This is a genomic window from Hyphomicrobium sp. 802 (assembly GCF_000526135.1).
GTDB lineage: Bacteria > Pseudomonadota > Alphaproteobacteria > Rhizobiales > Hyphomicrobiaceae > Hyphomicrobium_B.
The window spans coordinates 650,220-663,788 of the sequence record NZ_JAFM01000001.1 but is presented as its reverse complement, the minus strand read 5'-3'; the positions used below and the strand labels follow the sequence as shown (position 1 = coordinate 663,788).

At 61.7% G+C, this 13,569-nt stretch carries 8 protein-coding genes; 6 read left to right on the top strand and 2 right to left on the bottom strand.

The window, feature by feature from the left end; translation table 11 throughout:
* The first annotated feature begins 110 nt into the window (after nucleotides 1–110).
* Entirely contained in the window at nucleotides 111–1,202 is a 1,092-nt protein-coding gene (locus HYP802_RS0103295) for a D-alanyl-D-alanine carboxypeptidase family protein (protein WP_013945720.1), read from the top strand.
* A gap of 21 nt (nucleotides 1,203–1,223) precedes the next feature.
* Here the strand turns inward: HYP802_RS0103295 and HYP802_RS0103290 are convergent, their stop codons facing one another.
* A complete protein-coding gene (locus HYP802_RS0103290) occupies nucleotides 1,224–1,571 on the bottom strand; it encodes a hypothetical protein (protein ID WP_013945719.1) in 348 nt (115 codons plus the stop codon).
* Between the two features lie 166 nt (nucleotides 1,572–1,737).
* Between HYP802_RS0103290 and HYP802_RS0103285 the strand changes: the two genes are divergently transcribed.
* Complete coding sequence (locus HYP802_RS0103285) at nucleotides 1,738–1,974, top strand: hypothetical protein (protein ID WP_013945718.1); 237 nt, start codon at nucleotides 1,738–1,740, stop codon at nucleotides 1,972–1,974.
* Between the two features lie 64 nt (nucleotides 1,975–2,038).
* Here HYP802_RS0103285 and HYP802_RS0103280 read toward each other — a convergent pair whose 3' ends face one another.
* Nucleotides 2,039–2,743: a CAP domain-containing protein gene (locus HYP802_RS0103280; RefSeq protein ID WP_244420949.1), complete on the bottom strand. Its 705-nt coding sequence runs from the start codon at nucleotides 2,741–2,743 to the stop codon at nucleotides 2,039–2,041.
* Between the two features lie 321 nt (nucleotides 2,744–3,064).
* On the opposite strand from HYP802_RS0103280, the gene HYP802_RS0103275 reads away from it, so the two are divergent.
* The 4 genes from HYP802_RS0103275 to HYP802_RS0103255 all read left to right on the top strand — a co-directional run bounded on the left by HYP802_RS0103275 (nucleotide 3,065) and on the right by HYP802_RS0103255 (nucleotide 13,417).
* Nucleotides 3,065–4,237 (top strand): hypothetical protein, encoded by a 1,173-nt coding sequence (locus HYP802_RS0103275; protein WP_013945716.1) that lies wholly within the window; start codon nucleotides 3,065–3,067, stop codon nucleotides 4,235–4,237.
* A 19-nt stretch (nucleotides 4,238–4,256) separates the two neighbouring features.
* On the top strand, nucleotides 4,257–7,625 hold the full coding sequence (locus HYP802_RS0103270; RefSeq protein WP_013945715.1) for a helicase HerA-like domain-containing protein: 3,369 nt from the start codon (nucleotides 4,257–4,259) through the stop codon (nucleotides 7,623–7,625).
* Between the two features lie 718 nt (nucleotides 7,626–8,343).
* On the top strand, nucleotides 8,344–10,800 hold the full coding sequence (locus HYP802_RS0103260; RefSeq protein ID WP_013945714.1) for a transglycosylase domain-containing protein: 2,457 nt from the start codon (nucleotides 8,344–8,346) through the stop codon (nucleotides 10,798–10,800).
* Nucleotides 10,801–11,026: 226 nt separating this feature from the next.
* Entirely contained in the window at nucleotides 11,027–13,417 is a 2,391-nt protein-coding gene (locus HYP802_RS0103255) for a hypothetical protein (RefSeq protein WP_013945713.1), read from the top strand.
* Nucleotides 13,418–13,569: the final 152 nt, after the last annotated feature.

The window sequence follows — 13,569 nt, the reverse complement described above, 5'->3', positions numbered from 1 at the left end:
GTAGCGCCGCATAAGCAACACAACTTGTCATAAGCTTCGCGCCGTCCGGGCCGTCGGTTGGCCCGTTCGTGCGAATATGTTAGCCCAGCCTGAGAAATATTGAGGACCGTATGCGCTCACTGACGACGGCCATCGTAGCAGCAGTGCTGATGTGGCTGGCGGCTTCACCCGCCGCAGCCGGCCCCGCTCTGCTGTTCGAGCCTTCGACGGGAAAGATCCTTTACGCCGAAGATATCGACGACATCTGGCATCCCGCGTCTCTCACAAAACTGATGACGGCCTACGTCGCGTTCGAAGCAGTCAAGAACGGCGAGATTCATCTCGACGACAAAATTCCCTGCTCATTGCCCGCAACGCTTCAACCGCCCAGCAAAGTCGGCCTGCAAGTCGGCCAGACCTTAACCGTCAAGCAGGCATTGCAGGCCGTGATCATCAAGTCTGCCAATGACGTAACGGTGATGCTGGCGGAAGCGATCTCAGGCAGCGAAGCGAAATTCATCGACCGCATGAACGCGACGGCGAAACGCCTCGGCATGACGCACACGAGCTACGTCAACACCAATGGCTTGCCTGATCCCGGTCAGCTGACCAGCGCTCGGGATATCGCGAAGATCGCGCGCGCCGTGACCAGCGAGTACCCTCAGTACGCCAGCTACTGGGCAATGCCTGCCATGCACATCGGCAAGCGCCGTCTCGGCAGCCATAACGCACTTCTGAAAACATTCCCCGGCGCCGACGGGCTGAAAACCGGCTTCACCTGCGATTCCGGCTACAATGTCGTCGCATCCGCAACGCGCGACGACCACCGGCTGATGGCCGTCATTCTTGGCGAATCCTCCGGCAACGAGCGCGCCATCCGCGCCGCGGCCATGCTCGAATACGGTTTCCAGAACTACGACTGGAAGCAGCTCTTCAATACCTCGACCATCGACAACTACCCGATGGACCCGAACTATAAGACGGTGCAATCCGTCCGCGATTCGGTCGCGGCATGGGGCTGTCACCCCCAAGGCAGCCATACCGCCGGACGCAAGCACAAGTCGAAGCGCAAGCTTGCGGCCGCCAAGAAGAAAGCCGCCGAAAAGGCCGCTGCCGCTGCGAATGCCGAACCTGCGGCGTTGAAGGGACCGGTTGGTCCAACACCGAGCGCTCCCGCAGCGAGCGGCGATGCGCCGAGCGCCGCTGCCGCGACGGCCGATTAACCGCAATAGCGCTCGCTGACTCTAGACCAGTAGCTCCAGCGGCCTGTCGTCGAAGGGGCATCCGGGAGGCTGAGCCGAATCCGGCGGCGACGCCTGATCGGAATTGTCGCCGTCGTCGCCATTCCCTCCATCGTCATCCGGCGACTTGGCGCTATCGTCTCCCGAAGAACCCTCGTCAGGTGAAGCTTGCGACGGTGGCTGCGCCGAATTGGCGTCCGGTGCGCCATCGTCTGGCGCAGCGTCTTGCGCGAGTTCCATTCCGGCACACCCGCGCAAAACAGGACACTCGCGGGCCATTATGGGCGAAGCGGTAACGAAAACAGCGATCGCAACTGCGACCAGCGCCGACGCCTCGGAAACGTTATTCATACGACTTTCGCCCTAGCTTTTCGGTCTACGCGCCCGAAATCAATCAAAAGCTGTTCAGTTTAACCTACCTTTAGGACGTACGGAAAGCATCCGCGCGCAACATGGCTCCAAACTTGCTTTTCCCGAGTCGTCAGTTTTCCAACTACGACTTGAATAGGAATTTGCGATGACTTGGCCTGCCCGGGCGACCATGAACAAAGAAATGGATTTCACGCCGCCGCCCCAGGACCTAGGAGCGATGGCCGAGGTCCTCGAAGGCAAACACGGATTGTATGCGGCGGGGATAGCCGAATTCTTCGCACTGTATCACGGCCAGAAAGGCGATGTGGGACGCGCATGGGCCTGGACCGGCGTCGCCGAACTCGTCCGTACGCGTGAACGCGAACGTCTCGACGAGATGTAACTTAATTTTCTGCGTCGGCGGCCGGCGCGCGGAACGCGTGTCGCCGACGCCAAAATAAAAACTCCTACATCGGCGCGGCGATAACGAGGGTCCAGAACGACTTGAACTCGGTATGCGGATCCTGCACCAGCGCAATACCCATGCCGGTTGCATCCGGCGTCAGCAGGTTCTTGTTGTGGCCGGGGCTTTCTTCCCAACCCTTCATCACTTCGTTGAAGTTGATCTGGCCCGTGCCGACGTTCTCCGCCGTCAAGCGCGCTTTATAGCCCGTGCGCTTCACGCGGTCCCACGGATTGGAGCCGTCAGACCCATAATGCGAAATGCGATCCCACTTTGCGAGATCGCGCGAATGCGCTTTCGCCGCCTCGGTGAGTTCCGCATTGAGCTTTAACGGCTTCAGCCCGTACTTCTTGCGATAGGCATTAATGACGTCGCGCGCCATCTCGGCGTTGAGCGCGGTGTGCGAATAGTCGCGATTGGAGAGAACGCCCGGCTCCGCCCGTTCGTAGGTTCCAGCCGGCGCCTTATCCAGCGTCGCGACCTGCGTGCCGCGCGACGTCGAAGGCTCGCCGCCAAGTCCGACGCTCTTGGGCGCCGACAGATACGACGACGGCGACACCGAAGACGTCGTTTCGGGTTCCGTAAATCCTGACGAGATAGAAGACGAGCCGAGGCTACAACCGGCGAGTGCGGTTACGAGCCCGGCGGTGAGCGCAACGCGATACATTCTGGCAACTCCCGGCACGAAACGGGCGGCTGACGTCAGCATTGCCGGAAATCCGTTAACTGGGCGTTAACGCTAACGAAATGCGACTCGCAGCATTTGGCGCGCCGCCGCGACGCCTGAGAGCCAATCATGACACCGGAACCCTCAACGAAACTCTGTCCCGCCCCGCCTCAATGATCGCGCCAACAAGGTGTCGCGATTTTGACCGCCGCACGGCGAAAGGCTGGCGCAGCAAGCGTTTGTGAGCATTTGCGCCGACCTTCCCTCGCTGTGGGTCTTTGTCGGCCGGCTCTTGGAAGTGCTGGACCAATCATCAAAGTTGTCGCGACAGCGCATTTGATTCGCGCCAGGAGAGACCTTTCGATGACTGCAGCCATCGAACATTCGGAGCTGAAGACCGACGACGAGCCATCGCCGCTCCTCACGGTCCGAGATCTCTTGCTACTGCGCATCGCGGTCGGCAGTGCAACGCGCGCCGATCTGCAACGAGACGTTGCGCCATTGCTGGCGTCGAAGATTTCCGGCCTGGAATTCCGCCGCTCCGCCGAACTGGCTCTCAGCACGCTCGCCGGCGCTCAGCTCGTCTCGGAGGCGAAGGGCGGCCGGCTGACCGCCACCGACAAGGGACGCCAGGTTGCAGAGGCGAGCTTTGCCGCATCCCGCACCTTCCCGGCGACCTGGAGCGACGCCAAGACGTCGCTCATCCTCGCCGCGCTCTCCGCCAGCGACACGCCATCGATCCGCAAGGGCTTGGCCCGGCCCGAGGGCCTCGCCGCGCTCATCGTGCAACGGCACTTCGGCAAGACGACGGGGCGCGTTCTCTCGCCTGCCGATCTCCGCTCCGAATTGGCGATCATCGCGCTCGAACGCGCCTTCGGAAACAAGATCAAGACCGGCTTCGGCAAGAGCGCGGGCCTGCCCGCCAAAGCCGGACGCCTGCTCGCCGGTCAACTCTTCCGCTCACCACGCGAAATCTCGACCGACGGCAAGCTCGTCATCCAGCTTGCATGTGAAATTGTCAGCGCCCGCGAAGGCAGCCTTGCGGCCCTCGAACTTGCGCTGCTTCGCACCCTTCTCGCACCGAAGGAGGAAAATGCCCGCGTTGAGACGTCGCGTCCGCAACAGCGTGCAGAACCGCCGAAACGTCCTCTCGCGCGCACACCACCTCCGCTCCCCGCCAACGATCGTTTGCCGCTCGACGAAACCCAGCCGCCGCCTGCACCGCGAGTTGTCTCGCCACCCGACATGCAGGAATTTTGTCAGGCTGTTGTTGATGCGGCACGTCCTGTCGCGGAGGGCTGGCCAGGCAACCGGAAGGCGTTTATCTCTTTGGTATGGAAGGCGATTCGCAACGCACGACCCGACTGGGGTTTATCCGAGATTGCGTTCAAAGGAATGCTCGCGGAAGCCCATCGCTCTGGCCGGCTTGAACTAGCGACCGCTGATCTCAAAGACGGTCGCGATCTCAAATCGCTCGAGGATTCCAAGATCCTCTACAAGAACACCGTCTGGCACTTTGTGCGCGTTCAAGATTGAAGGCATTTCGATTAGATCAATGGGTGTTGAAGGCGCTTCCCTCAAACAGTCGACGTTCGCCCCCTCGCTCGCGCCTGACAAGCTGAGCGAGGCGTTCGAGCATTCGATCACCTGGGAAGATGATCTTTGGCGCGCTGACCCGGTCGACGTGCCGGAAATTCACGCCAAGGCGCGCCAGAAATTCAACGATCTGCTGACGGCCGTCACCTCGGGCCGCGGCTATCACATGCAGGATCGCATCCTGCTGTTTCACGGCCAGTCGGGCGCCGGAAAAACCCATCTTCTGCGCGCGCTCAGAACGGACTCGCATCGCACGGGCCAAAGTTATTTCGGCTACGCGCAGATGACGCCCGACGTGCAGAACTACGCCGATTTCTATCTGCGGCGCCTCGTGCACTCGCTGGAAAAACCCTACGATCCGGATCGCTTCGGCGAATCCGCACTGTCGCGGCTAACGAACCGGATGGTGCTCGATTCCGAGGTGATCTCTTCCGAAGACCTCGACAAGCTCCGCGACGACACGCTCGACGACAAGCAACTCGCACAGCTCATTCTGCGTCTCGCCGACCAGATCGTCGCCTGCGAAAAGTTCCAAACCCAGGAACTCGACATCAACATCGTGCGCGCGCTTCTCTATCTGCAGCGCCGCGATCCGCGCATCGACCAGCGCGTCCGCCAATATCTCAACGGCCGTAATCTGACGGCGATTGCGCACGAAGCCGTCAGCGCGCTCGACCCGAACGACGGCGAAGATCGCGCTTTCGAGATCATCAAGGCGCTCGGCGCACTCGTCTGGACGGTTGATCGCGCCGCGCTCGTCTTCTGCATCGATCAGGTCGAAGACCTGCGCTTCTTCGACAACGCCGAAGATCGTTTTCAGCGCGCCGTGCGCGATCTCATCCAGATCGCCAACCGGCTGACGAATGCGATCATCATCATTTCGTGCCTTGAAGATTTCTACGGCCAGGTGCGCAGCCTCGTCGCGCAGTCCTACATCGACCGCATCGAGAAATCCGGTCCCGTCCTGCTGCGCGAAAGCCGGACGCCGGAAGAAGCGCGCCTCATAATATCGAAGCGTCTTGCCTATCATTCCGAGGTCAACGGCGACGGCTTGAGCTTCCCCGATGCCTCGCAATTCTTCGGCCCGCAGTTCTTCGAAGAGTTCGGCGGCCTGTCGACGCGTCGCCTGTTGGAGCACGCCCAATCGCGCCTGCGCGAAGCGACCTCGACCGAAGGCGATGACCGCGAGCCGGAGCCTGAGCGTCCGTCCTTCATCTCGACACTGGCGCAAGCGCTTGGCCAGGCAATCGGCTTCAACGACGAACCCGATGCGCCGGGCTCATTGTCGGCCGTCCAATTCCGCGAAATGTGGGAACGCTTCGCCAACGAGAGCGAAGCCGAAATGCCCGCCGATGAGGGCGAACTCGTCGATATATTGTCCGGCGCTCTGCAGCTCGCACGCGAAGAATGGAATAGGGCGATCGAGATCACGACTAAGAGGCTGGAACTCGGCGACGAGCTGCCTGCGCTAGATCTCACCGTGCGTCACCGCACCGGATTTGCCAACGACGTGCGCATTTTTATCTGCAACGGGAAGACTCAGGGGGGCGCCTTGAAGCGCCAGCTCGACAAAGTGCTGACATCGATGCAGGGCAAGCCCTGCTTCATGCTCCGCGCGAGCGACTTCCCCCCGAACTCGAAAAACCAGACGGCCCAGGCGCTCAGGAAATTCCGCGAAAATGGCGGCCGTCAGCTTCTCGTGCCGATCCCCGAGTGGGAACGCATGATGACGGTACGGGAGTTCACCGCGCATCATCGCGGCGATGCGAGCATGACGCAATGGCTGGAAGGCGCAAAGCCATTGTCCAGCCTGATCTCGATCACGCACCTTTTGCGTCTCGATCTGCTCGGCCGTCCCGTACCACGCCTCGTCGCCAAAGAGATGGACGACCCGCAATCGTCGCTCGACGGCTTCGACATGCTATCCAACGAACAGGCGCGTGGCGCGAACCCGAACGGCAACGACTCTGGCCTTCCCGCCAACGATGACGACCTTCCGATGTCTGTCATCCTCGACGAAGACGGCAGCTACGGCGCGAGCATTCTCGCAGGGCGCGAAAACGGCATGCGTGGGCCGCGTCCCGTAACACTCAACAAGAGCGTTCTAAAGCGCCACGCAGCGTTCCTCGGTGGCTCCGGCTCCGGTAAAACGACCCTGGCGCTCTCAATCATCGAGCAGCTTTTGCTTCGCGGCATTCCCGCGGTCCTGATCGACCGCAAAGGCGACCTTGCGAGCTACGCCAACCCCGAAGTCTGGCGTTCGAGCGAAAACGAAACGCCCGACCGTCGCTCGGAGCGCGAGAAACTCGCCGACGCGATTGACGTCGCCGTTTACACACCGGGCCGCGCATCCGGCCGGCCAATCTCGATTACACTGCTTCCAAACGGTATCAACGAGCTGCCCGATCACGAGCAGCAGTTGCTGGCGAACCTGTCGGCCGCCGCTCTCGGCGAAATGCTGCATCTGAAGAATTCCGCGACCCACCAGAAGCAGTCCGGCGTGCTCGCCGTGGCGCTGCGCATATTAGGTTCGCTGTCGACCAACGAAGTGACGCTCGCCGACCTGATCCATCTTCTCGAAGATGAGCATCCGGAGCTGACCGACCAGACCCAGCGCATGGACCCGTCGGGCAAGCTGCGCCGCGATCTCGTCGCTCAGTTGGACTCGCTGCGCCTGCGCAACGCCGCGCTGTTTGAAGGCGGCGGCGAAAGCCTGCGCATGGAAAGCCTGCTCGGCCTCGGCCGTTATCAGCGCCCGAATCGCACGCGCCTGTCCGTCATTTACACCGGCTTCCTTGGCGACAACGAAAACATCCTGTTCTGGGTCTCGCAGTTCCTGTCGGAAGCGCTGCGCTTCTGTCAACGCAACCCGAACGACGAACTGCAGGCCGTCGTCATGTTCGACGAAGCCGACCTTTACATTCCCGCCAACGCAAAGCCTGCGACCGCAGAGCCTCTGCAAAGCTTGCTGAAACGCGCCCGTTCCGCCGGTCTTGGTTTGATGCTCGCCACCCAGTCGCCGGGCGACCTCGATTATAAGAGCCGCGACCAGATCACGAGCTGGTTCATCGGCCGCGTTCGCGAAGACACCGCCCTTCGCAAGCTCAAGGCCGCCTTCCAGTCGGAATCGGGCCTCGACCCAGCCCTGGCGCTGCCGGGCCAAACCGTTGGTGAATTCCACCTCGTTCAGGAAGGCCTTGTGCGGCCGATAAAGGCCCAGCGTTCGCTGATCGGCGCCGAACAGGTGCCCTTCGACCGGATCGAGCAATTGGCCGCCGAAACCCGCGGTACGGACGAGCGGCAGCTACGCCTGTTTGACGTTAGATAAGTTCAATTCGCGTTTCAAAACATGACACGGCGTGTGATGTTGCGCGGCCAGAGTTTGCCGCCGCGAGTGCGAACATGACCGCATGATGACTCGGCAAGACGCTGATATATCAGCATAAAATAAAATTATCACCGATTAGAAAACGATGCGCTGACCTATGGGTTAAGCATCAATCGCCATGTGATCTCTGATCTACTACGGCGACTGCAAAATCGAGGCAGGCTCTGTCAAGTTTTTTTGCAAGGCTGTATTCTGACAAGGCTGGGAAGTAGGGGTTTATGCCCGGCAGCGCTGATCGGGGGCGGCTCCTTTCAGTGGAATGAGATGCGGCAACCGAGGGGGCAAACCGGTTGGATCATCGCTTAGGGCCGCGCGTAACAGTGGAGAGAACTTAAAAGTTCGAGTGCGGGGTAAAGAGTTATGGTGGCGAAACCATTCGTGATGATGGTCGTTGCGGCCCTCATCGGTCCGGCCGTTGGCGTCGGCCTTTTCATTCTTATGAACAACTTCTGATCCGGCGAGCCGTCAGGCTTGCCGATCAACAAGTCATATCACTCGCTTGCAGCAGTCGGCTGCCGGCGCAGGCCATATATTTGCCGTCTCCGGGCGCCGAAACCGCCCAGAGTCCGTTGAGTTGACGCCGCAAAGGTCAACTAACAATCCGTACTGAGCCGCCGCCCGTCCTCGGCGACGGCATTAGCGCGGCTTTGCGACACCGATGTTACGTCTTCTGCGGCATCTGACCGCCCTCGCGGACTTCTGCCTCTGGGCACCGCGTTGGATTGCGCGTTGGCTGATGATGGCGGTGGCGTTCAACCCGAAGCTCGGGCCGCTCCGTCACGTCTTCACAGCCGCGATCGTCTACGTCTTCTTCGCGCTGATCCTAGTCTATATCGCAGCGCCCATCCGAGGCTACCTCGGAGACGTATCTATGCACGACAAACTCGGCTACGACGCCGAGCGCTGGCTCGCGACAGCGATCTATGACCCAAAGGGCAACTTCGTCGGCACCTTTGATCCCCGCCTCGATAGCCTGCGAGATGTGAACTACACCGACAGCGCCATCGCGCTCGGCGATTACGTCGCAAACCCCGATCACAAATCGATCCCTGTGCGCACTGTGCCGGAGCAATACTGGCGCTGCCTCTCATACCACGAAGATCGTTATCTCGGCGGTCCGCTCAATCCGTTCGGCATCGACCTTCTCGGCGTCCTGAAAATTCCGGTGACCGCCGTCACGCGAACGATCGCGTCTGGTCGCCCTTCTCTCGGCGTTGGCGGCTCGACGCTGCCTATGCAGTTCGCGCGCGTCATCTACAAAACTCCGCCGAGCGCCGACGAAAGCGGCATCGACAAGCTCAAACGCAAGTTCGGCGAATGGTGGCTCGCACCCGTCATCTACCGCGACCTCACGCGCGGTGGTGACGACACGCTGTTGAAGCAATGGGCCGCGAACCACATCTGGCTCGCCCAGCGAACCGGCGGCCAACCTCTTCACGGCGTCGAAGTCACGAGCCAGGTCGTGTTCGGCAAGGAAGCAAAAGACCTCTCGACCGCCGAGCAGTTCGTGCTCGCCTCAGCCGTCAACAAGCCGATCATTCTGCTCGAAGGCAGCGACCGCCTGAATGCCGTCCGCCTCGACCGCTGGCGCTACATCACAGAGGTGCGCGCCCGCACCTGCGCCGAAAAGCTCATCACCGACGAAGCCGAACAGCGCAAAGTCGTCTTCGAGCTGATGGCCCTGGCGGGCGGGCCACCCGATCCGAAAGTCAAACCAAAACTCGAAGCTGCCCTCGAACGCTTCGCGCCGCATGAAATGAAACGCGCCGAAGCCAACCCGATGATCCGCGCCAACCTGCTGCTGCCCGCCGCACGCTTCGGCATCCGCGAAGAAATGAAGCAGCGTTACGGCTTCGCCTGGCGCGACCACATCCGCGGCGTAACGACGACTTTCGACATCGGCGACAACCTCGCTTTCCGCGACAAGATCGATGCGGAACTGAGCGCCCTGGACACGAAATGGGCCTCCCGCATCGACCCGGCCTTCACGCTCGATCCCCAAAAGGTCACTGCGGACAAGACGCTTCCGGACGTCGTCGTCGTCGCGGCTGACGGCAACGGCAATATCGTGCGCTATTACGAATCCGGCGAGACCGCGGCCTACTTCGGCTCGCTCCCAGCCCGCCGCTCCGATACCGGCTTTTACGATCCATCACTCGAAAGCCGGCAGGTCGCTTCGACCGGCAAGATGATCCTGGCCGTCGCGCTCGCCAACCAGGGCCGCGATGGACCCGGCAGTCTCTACACCGACTCTCAGGCGCCCGCCCAAGAGCTCGACACATGCGCCAAGGGCGGCAGCACCGGCAGCCGCAAAGCGATCGTCGCGTTTGCATGCTCGCTTAATGCGCCGCTGATCACTCGCGGCGCGCAACTCGGGCAAACGCCGATCAAACGGCTGATCGACGGCTTTGGTTTCACGATGCCACCCGCCGCCGCGCTCGGCGGCACGCCACCATCGACGGCCGTCGTCCTCGGACAGGTTGCAGCCGCCCCGCGCCGCGTCCACTTCATGTCGAGCCTCATTCTTGCGTCTCTCATCGGCCGCAGCACGCAGCCGATCCATCCGCCGACGCTGATTGCTGCATACGACTACACGCAGAAAGGCCAAGGCGGCGCCGGAATAGCGGCCGCGGCGAGTCCTGCGATCATCCCGAAAGCGTTGATCCGCCCGAGGGCGACCGGCTTGATCCGCGCACTTCTCGAAGCCCCGCTTTGCTATCAGACCGGCGGGCAATCTTACGGCACGCTCCGAAGTCTCAGCCAATGGTGCGCACGACGCCGTGGCGATCTGCGTGTGCACTTCGCGAAAACCGGAACCTCCGTCACACTCGATCCCGACGCGACGGTCGACACCTGGGCGTCAGGCGGCCTGCAATTCACGAACGGCGCCGCTTATTCATATGTCGTCCTCGTCGGGACCGGAAACGCATCGCGCCCCTGGGCCCGCCATTTGCACGCCGCCCAGATCGCAGCACCCCTGCTCGACGTCTTGCTGCGCGATCTCGAAGACGACGCCAAATCGCATCCGCGCCGCGACTTCCTTCCTCGGCGCCGCACGGTGCCCGTCGCTGCAACGCGCATGTCCGCAAAAGAATTCGCCGACGCCGCCCGCTGACCTCGTCTCCCTCTCCCCATTCCTGCAATTCAATGCGGAGAGGGGAAGACTTTCGTCATCCTCGACCGAGTGAGCAAAGCGAATCAAGGTCGGGGATGACGGACTTTCATTCATCGCGCCGCTAAACATTCGTCGACAGTCCGACATTGCTCAGCCGCAGTTTAACCATCAAAAACGCCGACTGGCCGCGGAGTCTCGACGCCTCTCTTGGGTAGGGTTGGCAGTCATGAACCGGAAAGGCGCGGAACGCGGAGGCGAGGCAGGCTCACTGCGCCTCTATGCAGACGCACGCGCCGAGGCTGACACGCCGCAAAAGCCTCCCCGCGACTGGAAGCGCGCCATCCTCATCGTCGGACTCGGCGCGCTGTCCTGGGTCGCAACCTACGTCGGCATGCTCGAACTGATCGAAGCCAACATGGGCGATCTGCCAATCGTCCATCGCGTCATCGTCGGCTTCTCGGTCGCGATGCTGATGACGATGATCGTCTGGCTGCTCGACCAGCTCTTTCGCCCGCATCCTTTCGTCACGAAACTATCCTATGCCGGCGGCTACATCTTCCTGTCGCTGATCTCGATCGGGTTCGGTTTTGGGTTTTACTGGAAGGTTCTCGAAAGCCGCGGTGAGGCAACGCGCTCGGCCGAAAGCGCCGTCTCCGAAGTCCAGAACGCGCTGCACGGCGCCGAGACGCGGCTCGAACAATTGCAGGCGACGCTGACCCAGCTCACCCAGGTCTCGACCGAAAAAGCACAGCTCGAACAGACGAAAGGCACCTCATGTCCAAATTCGAAGCCGGGCGACGGACCGCGCCGGAAGATGCGCGAAGACGATGCTCAGCGTTTCTCCTTCGCATCGGACTTCGTGAAGGGCAGGATCGGCGCGGTGAAGACCGACATGGAAGCCCTGAACGGCGACTTGACGAAGATCGTCTCAGCGGACTCGTCCACGTTCGATCCCAAGACCGGAACGCGAAATGAATTCATGCGCGCGCTTGGACGCAAGCTTGACCTGACGGCAACAGGCTTCAACGCCTTCCGCACCGATCCGCAGCTTCGCCAGATCCGTTCCGATCTCGCCGACCGCGCCGAGCGCACGACCTTCAGCGACGGCCGGAACGGCACCGTCACCTGCCCCGATCCGCAATTGCAGATGGCGCTGCACGGCGTTGTCAAAGCCATCGACCAGTTGCCGGAGTTGCAGAAGCCCGAGATCGCGACCGTCGAAGGCTCGGAAGCAACCATCGAAGCTTTCCGCCGGCTGACGACGACCTTCTACGGCCTGTTGTCGTTCAAGATGCCGCCGTCCGCCGACCAACTGCGCGAACTGCAGAAGAAGGCGATCCAATCGGTCGAGAACCCTGCCGAAATGCGCAACGCCGACGATCGGGCGGCCGGCCTGTCGAAGCGCGACTATGTTCCGCTTGCAGTCGCGCTGTTCGTCGATCTCTGCCTCTTCCTCGTCTCGATGGGCAAGCGCCCCGGCGGCCGTCTCGACGGTCTCGTGCCGAAGATGCAAGCCGCCGAGCGCGGACCGGTGATCGAAATCCTGTCGCGCTTCAACGACATTCACCGCGACAAGCAGATCCGCGAAAACTTCGAGCTGTTCCGCCATGTCGTCTTCGACATGAATGGCGATTACTACGTTGCCGTGCCGCTCGATGCGCCGCCGCGTCTCAATCCGGCCGAACGCGAGAACCTGCGCGTCGAAGCCCAGCTTCTGGCCAACTTGTTTGCGAGCTTCGAACGCGAAAAGATTTTTAAGCGCACGCTGCTGCCGACGACCGGCAGCGTCCAGAAGCGGCTTGCGCGCCAGGGCTCGAAATTTGCGAACTCGGACTCGTTCCGCGTCTATAAGTTCACGAACGGCGCCTGGTCGGACATCATCCTCGGCGCCGTCATGGGTGCCGCCCGCCGCGCCGAACGCAACGAGTTGCGCCGCAACGACTTCGACGAGCATGATGCCGCGCCGTCATCGCCCGTGCCGTCAACGCCATCGCCGGAAACAAAGCACACGCCGAACGCCGCCCAGCAAATTGAAACGGACGCGTTCGAACCGGACGAACCAGCGCCACGTCCAAAATTCGACGCCGACATTCGCGGCGCCAGACCCAACGGCGCCATCGACCCGGAGCACGCAGCGCGCTTCGGCCCCTATGCCGGTATCTACCGCCCGGAACCGGAATTCTCGCCGCCGCAAGCGCCGCGCGTCAGACGCCCCGTCGCCAAGCCCGAGCCGGAAGCCGATGTCACCGTCAAAGCCGCCAACAGCAACACCAGCCGCGCCACGCCAAGCGAGCCACCGCCGCTGCCCGAACCCCGCCCCGCGACCGTCGTGACAATTCCTCGGTCCGTCGAACCGCGCGCCAGCGTCACCCTCCAGCGCGAAACCGCAACATTTTCCGTTCCCGTTAGCGAAGCCGTTATGCCGGATTCGTTAAAAGCCGCGATGCGTGCCTTCGATGCGCAAAGGCACGTCATATCGGCCGATGCGGACGACGAGCAGCCTGTCGGCCCCACCCCTCAGAATCACGGCCGGATCGTCGCATTTCATGCGGAAGATCAGCTCTCGGACGACGACCGCGCCTTTATTCGCCGCATCGCCCCACCCGCCGCCGAATGAAAAAGCGTTGGATAGAAAACGGGATAACGATGTTCGCCTTAAAAGGAACCGAGCCGCAACGCTTGTTTAACATTCTTCTTGGCTTAATGGGGTCACCGGATGCCCTGCGGGGGGCAGTTCGATCACCGAACATGACCGGCTCGAAATGGGAA

Bases quoted from the DNA above. Each gene is read 5' to 3' on its own strand.
- HYP802_RS0103280 (WP_244420949.1), bottom strand. From the start codon at position 2,743: ATGCTGACGTCAGCCGCCCGTTTCGTGCCGGGAGTTGCCAGAATGTAT.
- HYP802_RS0103290 (WP_013945719.1), bottom strand. From the start codon at position 1,571: ATGAATAACGTTTCCGAGGCGTCGGCGCTGGTCGCAGTTGCGATCGCT.
- HYP802_RS0103295 (WP_013945720.1), top strand. From the start codon at position 111: ATGCGCTCACTGACGACGGCCATCGTAGCAGCAGTGCTGATGTGGCTG.
- HYP802_RS0103255 (WP_013945713.1), top strand. From the start codon at position 11,027: ATGAACCGGAAAGGCGCGGAACGCGGAGGCGAGGCAGGCTCACTGCGC.
- HYP802_RS0103285 (WP_013945718.1), top strand. From the start codon at position 1,738: ATGACTTGGCCTGCCCGGGCGACCATGAACAAAGAAATGGATTTCACG.
- HYP802_RS0103275 (WP_013945716.1), top strand. From the start codon at position 3,065: ATGACTGCAGCCATCGAACATTCGGAGCTGAAGACCGACGACGAGCCA.
- HYP802_RS0103270 (WP_013945715.1), top strand. From the start codon at position 4,257: ATGGGTGTTGAAGGCGCTTCCCTCAAACAGTCGACGTTCGCCCCCTCG.
- HYP802_RS0103260 (WP_013945714.1), top strand. From the start codon at position 8,344: ATGTTACGTCTTCTGCGGCATCTGACCGCCCTCGCGGACTTCTGCCTC.